13 protein-coding genes and 1 pseudogene are annotated in these 14,349 nt (G+C 63.3%); 8 read left to right on the top strand and 6 right to left on the bottom strand.

What is annotated here, in order from left to right:
• Nucleotides 1-241: 241 nt before the first annotated feature.
• The gene (locus B0G69_RS24220; RefSeq protein WP_121321719.1) at nucleotides 242-1,000 is read left to right on the top strand and encodes a GntR family transcriptional regulator; all 759 of its coding nucleotides are present in this window, start codon (nucleotides 242-244) and stop codon (nucleotides 998-1,000) included.
• A 60-nt stretch (nucleotides 1,001-1,060) separates the two neighbouring features.
• On the opposite strand, the gene B0G69_RS24215 is transcribed toward B0G69_RS24220, so the two are convergent.
• Nucleotides 1,061-1,993 (bottom strand): 2-hydroxyacid dehydrogenase, encoded by a 933-nt coding sequence (locus B0G69_RS24215; RefSeq protein WP_121323854.1) that lies wholly within the window; start codon nucleotides 1,991-1,993, stop codon nucleotides 1,061-1,063.
• A gap of 278 nt (nucleotides 1,994-2,271) precedes the next feature.
• Here B0G69_RS24215 and B0G69_RS24210 point away from each other — a divergent pair, with 278 nt between their 5' ends.
• Nucleotides 2,272-3,807, top strand: coding sequence for a sensor domain-containing diguanylate cyclase (locus tag B0G69_RS24210; protein ID WP_121321717.1), 1,536 nt, complete (start codon nucleotides 2,272-2,274; stop codon nucleotides 3,805-3,807).
• Nucleotides 3,808-3,951: 144 nt separating this feature from the next.
• Here B0G69_RS24210 and B0G69_RS24205 read toward each other — a convergent pair whose 3' ends face one another.
• Entirely contained in the window at nucleotides 3,952-4,254 is a 303-nt protein-coding gene (locus B0G69_RS24205) for an antibiotic biosynthesis monooxygenase (protein WP_121321715.1), read from the bottom strand.
• A gap of 267 nt (nucleotides 4,255-4,521) precedes the next feature.
• Here B0G69_RS24205 and B0G69_RS24200 point away from each other — a divergent pair, with 267 nt between their 5' ends.
• Nucleotides 4,522-4,950, top strand: a complete 429-nt coding sequence (locus tag B0G69_RS24200) for a VOC family protein (RefSeq protein ID WP_121321712.1) — start codon at nucleotides 4,522-4,524, stop codon at nucleotides 4,948-4,950.
• On the opposite strand, the gene B0G69_RS24195 is transcribed toward B0G69_RS24200, so the two are convergent.
• Entirely contained in the window at nucleotides 4,947-6,347 is a 1,401-nt protein-coding gene (locus B0G69_RS24195; RefSeq protein ID WP_121321709.1) for a heavy metal sensor histidine kinase, read from the bottom strand. The two genes, B0G69_RS24200 and B0G69_RS24195, sit on opposite strands and share 4 nt — an antisense overlap.
• Nucleotides 6,344-7,015 carry a heavy metal response regulator transcription factor gene (locus tag B0G69_RS24190; RefSeq protein WP_121321707.1) on the bottom strand — a complete coding sequence of 224 codons (672 nt, stop codon included), beginning with the start codon at nucleotides 7,013-7,015 and terminating at the stop codon, nucleotides 6,344-6,346. The genes B0G69_RS24195 and B0G69_RS24190 overlap by 4 nt, the downstream gene beginning before the upstream one ends.
• 261 nt (nucleotides 7,016-7,276) lie before the next feature.
• On the opposite strand from B0G69_RS24190, the gene B0G69_RS24180 reads away from it, so the two are divergent.
• From B0G69_RS24180 to B0G69_RS24170, 3 genes are all read left to right on the top strand, one after another.
• On the top strand, nucleotides 7,277-7,909 hold the full coding sequence (locus tag B0G69_RS24180; RefSeq protein WP_121321703.1) for a hypothetical protein: 633 nt from the start codon (nucleotides 7,277-7,279) through the stop codon (nucleotides 7,907-7,909).
• Nucleotides 7,910-8,001: 92 nt separating this feature from the next.
• The gene (locus tag B0G69_RS24175) at nucleotides 8,002-8,643 is read left to right on the top strand and encodes a cytochrome b/b6 domain-containing protein (RefSeq protein WP_121321701.1); all 642 of its coding nucleotides are present in this window, start codon (nucleotides 8,002-8,004) and stop codon (nucleotides 8,641-8,643) included.
• On the top strand, nucleotides 8,640-9,458 hold the full coding sequence (locus B0G69_RS24170; RefSeq protein ID WP_121321699.1) for a molybdopterin-dependent oxidoreductase: 819 nt from the start codon (nucleotides 8,640-8,642) through the stop codon (nucleotides 9,456-9,458). The genes B0G69_RS24175 and B0G69_RS24170 overlap by 4 nt, the downstream gene beginning before the upstream one ends.
• A 32-nt stretch (nucleotides 9,459-9,490) precedes the next feature.
• Here B0G69_RS24170 and B0G69_RS24165 read toward each other — a convergent pair whose 3' ends face one another.
• Nucleotides 9,491-10,459, bottom strand: coding sequence for an AraC family transcriptional regulator (locus B0G69_RS24165; protein ID WP_121323853.1), 969 nt, complete (start codon nucleotides 10,457-10,459; stop codon nucleotides 9,491-9,493).
• Between the two features lie 320 nt (nucleotides 10,460-10,779).
• Between B0G69_RS24165 and B0G69_RS24160 the strand changes: the two genes are divergently transcribed.
• Nucleotides 10,780-11,832 carry an NAD(P)-dependent alcohol dehydrogenase gene (locus tag B0G69_RS24160; protein ID WP_121321697.1) on the top strand — a complete coding sequence of 351 codons (1,053 nt, stop codon included), beginning with the start codon at nucleotides 10,780-10,782 and terminating at the stop codon, nucleotides 11,830-11,832.
• 753 nt (nucleotides 11,833-12,585) lie between these two features.
• The gene (locus B0G69_RS24150) at nucleotides 12,586-13,542 is read left to right on the top strand and encodes a LysR family transcriptional regulator (protein WP_147440763.1); all 957 of its coding nucleotides are present in this window, start codon (nucleotides 12,586-12,588) and stop codon (nucleotides 13,540-13,542) included.
• Between the two features lie 41 nt (nucleotides 13,543-13,583).
• Here B0G69_RS24150 and B0G69_RS24145 read toward each other — a convergent pair.
• Nucleotides 13,584-14,300 (bottom strand): annotated as a pseudogene (locus B0G69_RS24145) (nucleoside hydrolase); the annotation flags it as partial.
• Nucleotides 14,301-14,349: the final 49 nt, after the last annotated feature.

Below are 14,349 nucleotides of genomic sequence, written 5' to 3'. Positions count from 1 at the left end.
TGGTTCTGTGGGAACGACTGCTGACCATCAGGTTAGGCCCACGTGCGCGTGCGTGAAAAGCCAGTAATTCTTGGCGTGAGGACAAGGGATTCTTGGGCAACCGGAAGGGCCGAAGCAATGTCGCGACGAACCGACAGAATCTATCTCATCTAGATGTGCTAGATGACTTTGTCGTTTAAAATCGGGGCGGGTCCAACTTCAGCGAGCGGCGTCGCGCGACTCGCGCATTGCAGAGGTTTTCATGAGCACGCTCGCCATCAATCCGCCCGCCCTCGGCGGCACGCGGTACAAGGAAGTCAAAAGCGCGATCCTCGCCGCGCTCTCGGCCGGCGAATGGAAAGGCGGCGAATGCATTCCTTCGGAAAAGCGCCTCGCCGAACGCTTCGGCGTGTCCATCGGCACGCTGCGCAAGGCAATCGACGAACTCTGCGCGGAAAACATCCTGATCCGTCATCAGGGGCTCGGCACCTTCGTGTCGATGCACCAGCGCGACCGGCATTTTTTCCGCTTCTTCCGCATCGTGCGGCGCGACGGCGACAAGGCCTATCCGGTCGTCACGCTGATCGACTTCAGGAAGGCGCGGGCGTCGCGTGAAGTGGCGGCCGCGCTCGGCATCGAGACCGGCGCGCGCGTGTTCCAGTTCGTCAACGGCCTCGCGCTGCATGGCAAGACGGTGCTGATCGAACACATCACCGTGCCGGAAGCGCACTTTCCGGGCCTCACCGAAACGAAGCTGCGCAACCGGCCGAACACGCTGTACAACTTCTATCAGGACGTATTCGGCATCAACGTGGTCGAGACCGATGAACGCGTGAGCGTCGCGCTCGCGAACGACATCGAGAGCGAGCAACTCGGTGTCGAGGTCAGTGCGCCTTTGCTGGAAATCCGCCGGATCGCCTATTCGTATCACCGCAACGCGGTCGAGTTGCGAGTGTCGCGGCTCAACACGGCGGAGTACGAGTACATCGGCGCGCGGCCTGGGCGGGATGAAGAGAAGTAGGCGAAGGGTGGACGGCAGCGCGCCCGCACCGTGCGCGCTGCCCCGTACATCATGCGTCGGTCAGATCGGCGTCAACACCGGCTCGCCCGCGAAATGGCGTTTCGCATTGCTCAGGAAGTGGTCGACCGAGGCGGTAATCGCCTCCGGCGAACGGCCACCCACATGCGGTGTGAGCACCACGTTGCGCAATGTCAGCAAGGCCTCGGGCGGCTGCGGCTCGCCTTCGTAGACGTCGAGCCCCGCGCCGGCAATCGTCCCCGAGGAAAGCGCGCGCGCCAACGTGGCCGTATCCACCACACTGCCGCGCGACACATTGACGACGAAGCCCTGCGGACCGAGCGCCTCCAGCACGCTTGCATCGATCAGGTGCCGCGTGCCCGCTCCACCGGGCGTCGCCACCACCAGCAAATCGCACCATTGCGCGAGTGCCTGCACGCTGTCGAAGTAACGCAGCGGCGAGCCTTCACGCGGCTGACGATTGTGATAGCCGATCTCCATGTCGAATCCCGCGCCTCGGCGCGCGACCTTCTCGCCGATATTGCCGAGGCCGACGATCCCCAAACGCTTATGCGACACGTTTGGTTGCAGAGGCAGCGTATCGCGCCAGACGCCCTTGCGGGTGGCCTGATCGAGTTGCGGCACGTCGCGCACGACCGCGAGCAGCAATGCGAACGCATGATCGGCCACGCAATGATCGTTGGTGCCCGCGCCGTTGACGAGCACGATGCCGCGCGCACGGGCGTGGTCGACGGCGAGGTTTTCGTAGCCGGCGCCCAAGGCGCTGACCAGTTCGAGCTGCGGCATCCGGTCGATCGCCGCGGCGCTCAGGCCGATCGTGCCGTTGGTCAGCACGGCGCGGATCGTCTCGCCGTGCGCGGCGATCGCGGCGTCGTGCTGCCCGGTATCGGGCACATAGACAACGTCGAACACGGCTTCGATATTGGCGCGGCTTGCATCGTTCAAGTGGATCAGAATCAGCAGGGATGGCTTCATGACGGCGTGATGGTTGACGACGTGGTGGGTAAAATCCATGGCCGTCGAGTGTAGCAAGGCTCGGAAATGCGTGCTGCGGACATGGGCCTGTTTGTGCTTGCTCTTACCGTTCGTTCCTTACCGCCCCTCGCATCACGCGCGCAGCGCCTCAAGTCCCCTGGCCGCCCGGCCGTTATCCTGTTGGACAGAGTTGCGCAAAACGATGCGCCGCTGGCCTTTCTTTTCAGCCGATGCCGAACCCGTCTTGAAATAGCCGCAACTTCGATCCCGAGACCCTCATGCTCGATAGTGTCCCGCGCGGCTCCGCGCCCGCACAAAGCGCCCCGAAGGAAGCGTCCTTGGAGAACAACCCGACGGCAGCCTCCCTGGGCGACGATTCCGAAATGTTCGGGCTTGCGCCCGTCTCGCTCTGGCTCGAAGACTTCAGCGGCGTGCACACGCTGTTCGATACATGGCGGGCCGCAGGCGTGACCGATCTGCGCGCACATTTCGCCGACGATCCAGGGCGGGTTGCCGAATGCGCGCATAGCATCCGCGTGATCAAGGTCAACCAGAAGACGCTCGAGCAGTTCGAAGCCGCGGATTTCGACGCGCTGACCAGCAATCTCGCGTCGGTGTTCCGCGACGACATGCTCAAGACCCACCTGGAAGAACTTTGCCAGTTGTGGGAGGGCCACGCGCAGTTCACGAGCCAGACCGTCAACTACACGCTCGGCGGGCGCCGCCTCGACGTGCTGCTCAAGGGCGCCGTGTTGCCCGGTCACGAGGCGCGCTGGGACCGCGTGCTGGTGTCGGTCGAGGACATCACCGAGCTCGAAGGCGCGCGCCGGCGCGTGACGCTTGCCGAGCAGTACGTGCGCGGCCTCTTCGAGCATTCGCCGGTGTCGTTATGGGTGGAGGATTTCAGCGCGGTCAAGCGTCTGCTCGACGGTGCGCGGGCGGCCGGCATCGCCGATTTTCGCGTGTTCACCGACGTGCATCCCGAGTTTGTCGAACGCTGCATGCAGGAGATTCACGTGCTCGACGTGAACCAGCACACGCTCGACATGTTCGCCGCGAAGGACAAGCAGACCCTGCTCGCGCATCTGCCCGACGTGTTCCGCGACGACATGCGCCCGCATTTCCGCGAGCAGTTGATCGATCTGTGGGACGACAAACTGTTCCAGCAACGCGAGGTGCTCAACTATTCGCTCGACGGCAGCGAGGTGCACGTGCACCTGCAATTCTCGGTGCTGCCGGGCCACGAGCAGAACTGGGACCAGGTGCTGGTCGCGCTCACGGACATCACGGCGCGCAAGAAGGCCGAAGCCTATCTGGAGTTCCTCGGCAAGCACGACGTGCTGACCAAGCTGCGCAACCGCTCCTTCTACGTGGACGAACTGAACCGGCTCGAACGCAAGGGTCCGTGGCCGGTGACGATCATCATGGCCGATCTGAACGGCCTCAAACGCGTGAACGACCAGCTCGGCCACGCCGCCGGCGACGCGCTGCTAAGGCGCGCAGGCGAAGTGCTCGCGAAGGCCATGGAGTCGCCGTTTCACGCGGCGCGCATCGGCGGCGACGAGTTCGCGATCCTGATGCCGGATACCGACGAGCGCGGCGGCGCGGCGATGATCGATGCGATCCGCCAACTCGTGGAGATGAACAACCAGTTCTATCCGGGCTCGCCGCTGAGCTTCTCGATGGGCGCGGCGACCTGCCAGCGTGGCGACCGGCTCGAATCGGGCGTGCAGCGCGCCGACCTGCTGATGTACGAGGAAAAGCGCGCGCACTATGCAAGCCAGCCGGCTGCGAATGCGGCCAGTGGTGGTTAGCGCCGGTGGTTAAGAGCCGGCGTTTGAACCCTTGGCGGCGTTCAGACGCGGCGTGGCGACGTGACGGCAAGATGGGTCTGCGGCGATGTCGGCGATCCTGTCCGCGGCTTTCTCAGCACATGGGAAGCTCGACACGCCGCCCGGTCACCCCGGCAACTTCGCCGCCAGCACGTCCACCTTGTTGATGCTCGGCGGCGACGCGAGCAACTCGCCCGCCTGGGCCATCAGCGCGGCCGCCACCTTGCCGTTCAGATGCGCGTCACGGCCGGCTTCGTCAGGAAAGGCGTCGAAAATGCCAAAGCTGGACGGTCCCAGCTTCAGAGCGAACCACGCGGTGGTGGCCGGCTCCTGTTCGACGAGCGGCAGGCCGCCGAGCAGAAACGCCTCGACTTCCTTTTCCTTGCCGGGCTTGGCTTCGAGATGAACGTACAGAGCGAGTTTGACCATGACACGACTCCTGAGGTGAGACGCAGGCAATGAAATCGCTTTGCGAACGTGCGCAAAGCGCGCTGAAGCAGGGCTCGAATGTTTCGCTATCCGATCAGTGAGTATAGGCCGGGCCGCGCGAGTGCAGGGCCGAGGCGAACAACGCGGGAGCGCGCGTCCGGGTGAGAGCATGCGCATCGCGCACGCCGGTCATCAGATGGAGCGCAGGACGAACGCGAGCAAGCCGCACCGAACGTGCCCGAACCGCGTCAACGAGGAGCGACACCCATGCTGTCCCACGTATTCGTCGGCATTACCGATTTCGAGCGCGCTTTCGATTTTTATCAGGCGCTGATGGACACGCTAGGCCTGCGACTGAAGTTCCGCGAGACAGAGCGGGGCTGGGCAGGCTGGACGCCGGCCGATGCGCCGCGTCCGTTGTTCCTGATCGGCACACCCTACGACGGCCGCCCTGCCGCAGCCGGCAATGGCCAGATGATCGCCCTGCTCGCCGCCGATCGCCCGACGGTCGATCGCGCCCATGCCGTCGCGCTCGCGCACGGCGGCGCCTGCGAAGGGCCGCCGGGTTTGCGGCCGCACTATCACGCGAACTACTACGGTGCCTACTTCCGCGATCCCGAAGGCAACAAGCTATGCGTCTGCTGCCATGACCCGGAAGCGCCTGGCCCGTCAACGGTTGCGCAAGCTGGCAACTAGACGGCCGGAAAGCGCAACTCGAAGCGCACCACGCCCGGCGCTGGACACCCCGCGCGCGCGGTACCGCCATGCAGATGCATGATCGCCTTGACGATCGCGAGCCCCAAGCCGTTCGATTCGGTGAACGCGCTGCGCGCCGCATCCGCGCGATAAAAGCGATCGAATAGACGGTCCAGTTGCGCCTCGGGAATCGGCTCGCCCTCGTTTTCGACCACCACGGTGGCGCCCGCTTCGTCCTGCGTGCCGCGCAAGCGCACGACCGTGTCGCTTGCGCCGTAGCGCACCGCATTGACGACCAGATTGTGGATCGCCCGGCGCCACAGCAGCGGATTGACCGAGGCCACGCCTTTCGCGTCGACTTCGAAGCGCATGCCGCGTTCGTCGGCGGGACCTTCGAAATAGTCTGCGATCCTGACGAGTTCCGCGCGCAGATCGACCGGCTCGCGTTCGACGGACAGCGCCGCATGATCCGCATGCGCGAGAAACAGGATGTTCTCCGCGATATGGCTCAAACGGTTCAACTCTTCGAGATTCGATTCGAGCAACTGCTGATATTCGTCGGGCTCGCGCGGCTTGGCGAGCGTCACCTGCGTCTGGCCGATCAGCGCGCCAATGGGCGTGCGAATCTCGTGCGCCAGGTCGGCGGAAAACTGTGACAGGCGTTGATAGCCATCGGCGAGACGATCGAGCATCGCATTGAATGCGTGCGTGAGCTGCCGCAATTCGACCGGCGCGGCGTCGCTGTCGAGCCGCACGGACAGGCTCGCCGGGCTGATCTGCGCAGCCCGCGCGGCAATCGCGCGAACCGGGCGCAGCGCGCGGCGCAGCACGTACCAGGCGAGCAGCGTGGCGGCCAGCATGCCGCTCAGCGTCGCGAGCAAGATGCGATTGCGGTAGGCGGCGAGCATCTGCACTTCCTGGGTCATCGGGTGCCCGGCGATCACTTCGACGTCGGCGCCGTCCTCGCGCGCTCTCGCGGTGGCGATCGCCCAGTGCACCGGCACGCCGTTCGGCAAGCGCGTCTGATGGATGTCGGCGAAACCCGGCAGGCTGTCCACCGCGCCGGCCGGCAGCGCGGGCACCGCGACCTTCGCAGGGTTCACGTCGACGAACGGCGCTTCGCCGGGACGGCGAAACAGCAGCACGTCCTGCTCCGCGCCGAGCATGGTCTCGAACAGCAGCGGCCGGCTCTTCAGTTCGCTGACCGAATACAGGTCATGCACGATCCGGCTGAAATGTTCGACGCGGCCGTTGAGCACGACGTCGGCGCGGCGTTGCAGCGACACTTGCGCGGAGTGATAGAAATACGCGCCGAGCGTGCCGATCACGAGGCACGCGATCAACGCGAACAGCACCGTGGTGCGCGCCGTCAACGAGCGCTCGGTCCAGAGTTTCATGCGCCGTCGCCAAAAGTGTAGCCGATGCTGCGCACCGTGTGGATCAGCTTCTTCTCGAATGGATGATCGATCTTGGCGCGCAGCCGTTTGATCGCGACATCGACGACGTTGGTGTCGCTGTCGAAGTTCATGTCCCACACTTCCGAGGCGATCTGCGAGCGCGACAAGGCTTCGCCCTGGCGGCGCACCAGCAGATGCAGCAGCATGAATTCCTTGTTGGTGAGCGGAATGTCGATGCCTTCGCGCGTCACTTTGCGGCGCAGCACGTCGAGCTTGAGATCGGCGACTTCGAACACGTCGCTCTCGCGGATCACGCCACGGCGTAACAGCGTGCGAATGCGCAGCACCAGCTCGGTGAAGGAAAACGGCTTGACGAGATAATCGTCCGCGCCCAGTTCGAGACCGCGTATGCGGTCGCTGACGTGATCGCGCGCAGTCAGAAAGATCACCGGCAGATCGCGCCGCGCGCGCAGCGCACGCATGATTTCCCAGCCGTCGATGCCGGGTAGCATCACGTCGAGCACCACGAGGTCGTACGCGTGTTCGAGCGCCATGTGCAGGCCGTCCGTGCCGGTGCGCGCGAGATCGACCGCATAGCCGCTCTCGCGCAAGCCTTTCTTCAGATAGTCGCCGGTTTTCGGATCGTCTTCGATGACGAGAATGCTCATGGTGCTCGGTGCTCCAACTCGGGCTATGGCTCGCGGCCCGGCTCAGGCCTTGACCTGGATCGTGATGCAGGCCGCGATTCCAGCGGTAACTCAACAGCGCTCTGCCGGGTGCGCAAACAACAGCACGCCGGACATGCCTGACGCGGCCATTCTACGTGGCGGCGGCATGCCGTTCATGACGTTTTTGTCATCTGTGCGTCACGCTCGCGAGCCGATTCACGGCTAATCTGGCGGAACCGTTCACCCCCCTGGAGCAGACTCATGAAGATCGTTTCGGCGCATGCACTGCGCGCATTCGTCGCCCCCGCCCTCGTCGCCGCCGCATTCCTTGCGACCGCGAGCGCGGCTCGAGCCCAAAACGCGGCGCCCACCGGCGTGCGCGGCACGGTGACGTCGCTCTCGGGCGATCTGCTCAAGGTCCATACGCGCGACGGCAAGGACGTCGACGTGAAGCTCGCGGCAGATACGCCGATTCGCGGCGTCACGCTTGCCAACGTCAACGACATCAAGCCGGACAGCTATGTCGGCACTGCCGCGATTCCACAAGCCGACGGCACGCTGAAAGCGCTCGAAGTCCACGTGTTTCCGGCCAGCATGCGCGGTTCGGGCGAGGGCCATCGTCCGTGGGATCTCGGTTCGAACAGCACGATGACCAACGGCACGGTCGGCTCGCTCGTGGTCAGCAATGGCCGCACGATCACCGTGAAGTACAAGGACGGCGAAAAGAAAATCGTGATTCCGCAAGACGTGCCTATCGTCAGCCTGCAACCGGGCGACCGCTCGCTGCTGGTGCCTGGCGCCAAGGTCGTGCTATTCGCGCACAAGGAAGCGGACGGCTCGATGGCGGCGAACTTCATCTCGGTCGGCGAACACGGCGTAACGCCGCCGATGTAAGGGCGCGGCGCAGGCTTTCATCGATCACCCAGGCAGCCGCGCTCTTTCACGACGCGGCTTTCCAGTTCCCGTTCGCGTTGTCCTCTTCGCTCATGTCCGAATCGCAAGCGCGCCTGATCGTTCACCCCCTCGTCGTCCGCGTGACGCACTGGATCAATGCGTTCGCGATGGTCTGCATGGTGATGAGCGGCTGCGCGATTTACAACGCGTCGCCCTTCTTCCCGTTCACATTTCCGGCGTGGGCGACCGTCGGCGGATGGCTGGGCGGCTCGATCGCCTGGCACTTCGCGGCGATGTGGCTGCTGTGCGCGAACGGGCTGCTGTATCTGGCGTACGGCATGGGTCGCGGGCATTTTCGCCGCAAGCTGCTGCCGGTTTATCCTCGCGAGGTCGTGCATGACGCGGCGTTGGCGCTGCGCTTCAAACTGCCGCACGATACCGGCAAATACAACGCGGTGCAGCGCGCGCTCTATCTGTTCGTGCTGTGCCTCGGCGTGCTGCTGGTCGCGTCGGGACTGTCGATCTGGAAGCCGGTGCAATTCTCCTGGCTGACCGCGCTCTTCGGCGGCTTCGATTTCGCGCGACGCGTGCATTTCATCGCAATGGCGGGCGTGGTCGGCTTCGTCGTCGTGCATCTGGCGCTGGTGCTGCTGGTGCCGCGCACGTTGTTGCCGATGCTGAACGGACGCGCGCGTCGCGCCCACGGTACTGCGCATGAAAGGACTCAGGCATGAGCGCATCCAAACCTACCCGCGCTACCCGCGCCACCGACGCCACCGACGCCACCGACGCCACCGACACCCGGCCAGCGCGGCTCGTTCTCGCCGATCATCAGCCGCAAATCGAGCGGCTGCAACGGCGGCTGTTTCTGCGCTCGTCGCTGTCGATCGGCGCGCTCGCGATGCTCTCGGGCTGCAACATGCAGGACAACGATTCCGTCGACAAGGTGCTGTGGGCGATGTCGCGCTGGAACGATCGCGTCCAGGCGTGGCTGTTCGACCGTAACAAGCTTGCGCCGACGTATTCGGCCCGCGAGATCACCGATCCGTTTCCCTTCAACGCGTTCTACCCGGAGTTCGACGCGCCGGATATCGACGGTTCGACGTATCGGCTGGAAGTGTCGGGACTCGTCGCGGACAAGCGCACCTGGAATCTCGATCAGTTGCGCGCGTTGCCGCAAGCTTCGCAGATCACGCGTCATATCTGCATCGAAGGATGGAGCGCGATCGGGCAATGGCGCGGTGTGCCGTTTCGCACGTTCCTCGAACGTATCGGCGCCGATCTGAATGCGCGCTATGTCGGCTTCAAATGCGCGGACCGCTATTACTCGAGCCTCGACATGGCGACGGCGCTGCATCCGCAAACGCAATTGACGCTCGATTTCGGCAACGCGCCGCTGCCGGCCAAATATGGCTACCCGCTGAAGCTGCGCGTGCCGACCAAGCTCGGCTTCAAGAACCCCAAGCATATCGCGGCGATCTTCGTGACCAACACGAATCCCGGCGGCTATTGGGAGGACCAGGGGTACAACTGGTTCAGCGGCTTATAAGCGAGCGCGCCCGCACCACTACCCTGATGCGGCTAAACGGCGGTGACGTAGCGCGCGACCGGCTTCAGCACGCGCGGCGGCGGCGCATCGTAGACGGTGCGCATGCGTTTGACTTCGTCGACCGGACTCAGGCCGAACAGGCGCTTGAACTCGCGGCTGAATTGCGACGCGCTCTCGTAACCCACGCGCGCTGCCGCTGCGCCCGCATTCAAACCATCCTGCACCATCAGCAAACGCGCGTGATGCAAACGTGTGGTCTTCACGTATTGCATCGGCGAGGTCGCCGTCACGGCTTTGAACTGCGCATGAAACACCGCGAGACTCATGCCTGCTTCGGAGGCGAGCATATCGACGTCGAGTTGTCCGTGGTAGTCCGCATGAATGCGGCGCAGTGCCTTTGCAATGCGACCGAAATGATTCTGATGCGTGAGCGCCGCGCGAATCGCGTCGCCCTGCTCGCCGGTCAACACGCGATAACAGATTTCTCGCACCACGCCGGGCGCGAGAATGCGCGCGTCGAGCGGCGAGGCCAGGGCGTCCATCAGACGCTGCACCGCATTGCACAGCGCCGGGTCGAGCGGCGTCGAATAGATGCCGACCGGTTCGTTCTGCGCGGCGCCCTGTGTTTCGTTCAGCGCCATCAACAACTCGGCGACCATGGTCAGATCGACCCGAATCGAAATCGCGAGAAACGGCTTTTCCGCACTCGCCTCGGTCTCGCATTCGAACGGCAGCGGCACCGACAGCACGAGGTACTGCTGCGCGTCGTACTGGAACACCTGATCGCCGAGAAAGCCGCGCTTGCGCCCTTGACAAACAATCACGATGCTCGGCTCATACATGACCGGCATGCGCGGCATGGGGCTGTTCGCGCGCATCAGGTTGACGCCTTCCAGACTCGAACGCGTGATGCCCGGATTGGGCGCGAGCACCTCGAACAAATCGACCACGCGCTGTTGCGCGGGATCGGCCAAGACGGGTTCAGCAGAACGGGTTGACATGACGGTATAGTGATGAGCAAGAGAATAATGCTTGAAATTTAGCATCAAACAGCCTATCGCGCTTCTCGCCAGGAGTTTTAGGCAAATCTTCAAGACATTCAGGTATTCCCGCACTCGCGCTCGGATCCTATGATGGGAACCCTGCCGGATCATCCTTTTTCGCGCCGTGCCGGGCCTGGTTGCCAATTCAATGCTTCGGCGGATTCGTCAACCACTGCCGGCGCTGTGATCCCGGTCTCTTGTCAGGGTTAGCCGCATCGGCAACACGCGTTGCCTATCGCCGGCGCCTTGTGCCATCACCCTCTTTGCTGGAGCTACCCATGAGCACGACTTATGCCTATGCAGCGACCGCCGCTACCGCGCCGCTCGCCCCGTTCGAAATCCAGCGCCGCGAACTGCGCGCCCATGACGTGCAGATGGAAGTCCTGTTTTGCGGCGTGTGCCACTCGGACTTGCATCAGGCGCGCAATGAATGGCAGAACACGGTGTTTCCGGTGGTGCCGGGCCACGAGATCGTCGGCCGCGTGACGGCGGTGGGTCCGGACGTGACGAAGTACAAGGCGGGCGACCTGGTCGGCGTCGGCTGTCTGGTCGATTCGTGCCGCACGTGCGCGAGTTGCGAGGAGGGTCTCGAACAGTATTGCGAAAACGGTTTTGTCGGCACGTATAACGGAGTGGACCGAGTCGACGGCCAGATCACGTACGGTGGCTACTCCACGCAACTCGTGGTGGACGAAGCATTTACGCTGCGCGTGCCGGAGAATCTCGACCCGGCGGGCGTCGCACCGCTGATGTGCGCGGGCATCACGACGTATTCGCCGCTGCGCACGTGGGGCGCCGGTCCTGGCAAGAAGGTCGGGGTTGTCGGCCTCGGCGGCCTGGGCCACATGGGCGTGAAGCTGGCGCGCGCGATGGGCGCACATGTCGTGCTGTTCACGACGTCCCCGTCGAAGATCGAAGACGCGAAGCGGCTGGGCGCGCATGAGGTGGTGATTTCGAAGAATCCGGAAGAGATGGAAGCGCATGCGAACAGCTTCGATCTGATTGTGAATACGGTGGCTGCGCCACACGATCTGAATCCGTTTTTGAATCTGCTCAAGCGGGACGGGACGATGACGCTGGTCGGCGCACCGGAGCACGATCACCCGTCGCCGCAGGTGTTCAACCTGATCATGAAGCGCCGCCGTCTGGCGGGGTCGTTGATTGGGGGGATTGCGGAGACGCAGGAGATGCTGGACTTCTGCGGGGAGCATGGGATTACTTCGGATATTGAATTGATTCCGATGCAGCAGATCAATGAGGCTTATGAGCGGATGCTGAAGAGTGATGTTAAGTATCGGTTTGTGATTGATCTGGATTCGTTGCGGAAGTAAGTGTTTTTTGCCCGCGCAGCGGTTGGTTTTTGCGCCTGCGGCGCGGGCTTTTGTTGGAACCAGTTTTTGTTGTTTTGCCTGCTCGGCGTTTTGGTTGTGCTAGTCGGGTGTTGGCCTTTCCTTGAATTCACGGTGGTCTATTAGCGTTGCCCCTGTGCGGGGCGGCACTTACTTTCTTTGCCGCCGCAAAGAAAGTAAGCAAAGAAAGCGGCTTCAAACCGCTAACTCTTAGGTGGGGCCCCTGGCTTGGAGGGGGCGGTGGTGCATCTGGAATCCGTGCACTCGCACATTCCACCCCGGTGACAAGGCAGTCATTCTTCCGGCGGCGCTACGCGCGCCGCAGCGGTACTTCACTGAATCTTTGGAGTATTCGGCGCCTCGTCGAAGCGGGTCGACACCTTTTCGCCACCAGGAGAATCACCCACGGGTTTCCCTGGCATACCCGTCCGCGACGCACGCAGTGCGGAGTGGGAGCGAATGATGGCTTTGTCACTTGCGCGGAATGCGCGAGCGCCCCGATTCCAGATGCACCACTGCCCCCTCCAAGCCAGGGGCCCCACCTAAGAGTTAGCGGTTTGAAGCCGCTTTCTTTGCTTACTTTCTTTGCGGCGGCAAAGAAAGTAAGTGCCGCCCCGCACAGGGGCAACGCTAATAGACCACCGTGAATTCAAGGAAAGGCCAACACCCGAATAGCACACCCAAAGCGCCGGGCAGGCAAAAAAACACCCTAAACCCTCGACTGGAGTCTGCACCGTGATTGACAGAATAACTGCAATGCGCACATTCATCCGAATCGTGGACACCAACAGTTTCACCCGCGCAGCGGAATCACTAAACATCCCCCGCGCGACGGCGACCACCATCGTCCAGAATCTGGAAGCGCTGCTGGGCACGGCACTCCTCGCCCGCACGACGCGGCGCCTGAGCGTCACCCCCGAAGGCGCCGCCTACTACGAGCGCTGCGCGCAAATCCTCGCCGACATCGACGAAATGGAAGCCAGCATCCGCCACGCAACCGACAACCTGACAGGTCGTCTGCGCATCGAAATGCCCGGCGCCGTGGCTAGCGCCATCGTCCTCCCGGCACTGGACGACTTTCACACCCGCTACCCCAATCTCGATCTGGCGATCGGCGTGAGCAACCGCACGGTCGATCTGATCTCCGAAGCGATCGACTGCAGCATCCAGCTCGGCGAATTGCCAGACTCGAATCTGGTCGCGCGCCAGCTCGGCACGCTCGAACACGTAACCTGCGCGAGTCCAGCCTATCTGGCCCGTTACGGCACGCCCGTCTCGCTCGACGATCTGCGCGGACACGTCGCCGTGAATTGCATGTCGCCGCACAACGGCCGCGAAGTGGATTTCGATTTCGAGGTGGACGGCGAGGCGCTAAACGTCAAGGTCAACGGCTTCGTCAAGCTCAGCGACGAGCAGGCGTATCTCACCTGCGGACTGCAAGGGCTCGGTCTGATCCAGCCCGCGCGGATCGCCGCCCAGCCCTACCTCGATTCGGGCCTGCTGCGCGAAGTCCTGCCGCAATGGAAGCCTGTGCCGATGCCGGTCTCGGTCGCCTATATGAAGAATCGCCGCGTGTCGCCGCGTGTGCGGGCCTTCGTCGACTGGCTCGCGGAGTTGTTCGAGAAGACCGAGCACGTCGACCAGGATCTCTCGCGTGTGCGTCAGTTGTTGCGCGGCCTGCATCCCGCCTGAGGCGGGTGACAGCCAGGCGCGCGCAGCGCGAATGGGCGCGTTCAGTTCGATAGCGTGACCGGCACCGGCCGCGTCAGCAGATCGACATAGAAATTGAAGAAGCTCGGATTGTCGAAGCGTTTGACGATCGTCATCTTCTGCAAACCAGGTGGCGGCGAACTCGTATAACCCGTTGCCTTGCCGTCATTGGCGCCGAAGCTCGTATCCACGTCCACCCACTCGTCCACCGTTTGCGTCGCGAACGAAGGATGCATCAGATACGCGAGCGTCAACGTGTCCCAGATGTTCGTCGTGTAGTCCGGGTTCGTCTCGAAGCCGTTCTTGCCGTCGAAACCATAGCCATTCAAGGTCTTGAACAGTTGCGTGATGATGGTCTGCTTCGTCGGATTATGCGCGACGCGGTCGTACAGCGTCTTGTCCATCTTCACAGTGTTCGTCACGTCGAGCGGCACCACCACCTGTTTGACCGGCAGATGCAGCACGGCTTTTGCCGCTTCCGGATCGAACCACCAGTCGAACTCGGCGCTCGGCGTGGTGTTGCCCGGCACGTCGACCGCGCCGCCCATGTAAATGATCTGCTTGATCAACGGCACGATCTCGGGATGCTGGCGAGTGGCGAGTGCGATGTTGGTCAGCGGGCCGATCGCGAGGATCGTCACCTCGCCGGGATACTGCTTCACCGAATCGACGATGAAATCGACCGCGCTCTTGCTCTGCACCTGGGTATGGGTCGCGAAACCGTCCGGTGGTGCGACGAGGGTTGGCGCATTCACTCATGCGCGAGCCCGATAGAAGAGATGCGCCGCC

Origin of the sequence: Paraburkholderia sp. RAU2J, assembly GCF_003634845.1 — a bacterium.
Lineage (GTDB): Bacteria > Pseudomonadota > Gammaproteobacteria > Burkholderiales > Burkholderiaceae > Paraburkholderia > Paraburkholderia fynbosensis.
Note: the sequence above shows the minus strand (reverse complement) of the source record. Positions and strands in the feature narration are given on the sequence as shown.

Excerpts from the sequence above, each read along its gene's own strand:
- B0G69_RS24220 (WP_121321719.1), top strand. The coding sequence starts at position 242 with ATGAGCACGCTCGCCATCAATCCGCCCGCCCTCGGCGGCACGCGGTAC.
- B0G69_RS24215 (WP_121323854.1), bottom strand. The coding sequence starts at position 1,993 with ATGAAGCCATCCCTGCTGATTCTGATCCACTTGAACGATGCAAGCCGC.
- B0G69_RS24210 (WP_121321717.1), top strand. The coding sequence starts at position 2,272 with ATGCTCGATAGTGTCCCGCGCGGCTCCGCGCCCGCACAAAGCGCCCCG.
- B0G69_RS24205 (WP_121321715.1), bottom strand. The coding sequence starts at position 4,254 with ATGGTCAAACTCGCTCTGTACGTTCATCTCGAAGCCAAGCCCGGCAAG.
- B0G69_RS24200 (WP_121321712.1), top strand. The coding sequence starts at position 4,522 with ATGCTGTCCCACGTATTCGTCGGCATTACCGATTTCGAGCGCGCTTTC.
- B0G69_RS24195 (WP_121321709.1), bottom strand. The coding sequence starts at position 6,347 with ATGAAACTCTGGACCGAGCGCTCGTTGACGGCGCGCACCACGGTGCTG.
- B0G69_RS24190 (WP_121321707.1), bottom strand. The coding sequence starts at position 7,015 with ATGAGCATTCTCGTCATCGAAGACGATCCGAAAACCGGCGACTATCTG.
- B0G69_RS24180 (WP_121321703.1), top strand. The coding sequence starts at position 7,277 with ATGAAGATCGTTTCGGCGCATGCACTGCGCGCATTCGTCGCCCCCGCC.
- B0G69_RS24175 (WP_121321701.1), top strand. The coding sequence starts at position 8,002 with ATGTCCGAATCGCAAGCGCGCCTGATCGTTCACCCCCTCGTCGTCCGC.
- B0G69_RS24170 (WP_121321699.1), top strand. The coding sequence starts at position 8,640 with ATGAGCGCATCCAAACCTACCCGCGCTACCCGCGCCACCGACGCCACC.
- B0G69_RS24165 (WP_121323853.1), bottom strand. The coding sequence starts at position 10,459 with ATGTCAACCCGTTCTGCTGAACCCGTCTTGGCCGATCCCGCGCAACAG.
- B0G69_RS24160 (WP_121321697.1), top strand. The coding sequence starts at position 10,780 with ATGAGCACGACTTATGCCTATGCAGCGACCGCCGCTACCGCGCCGCTC.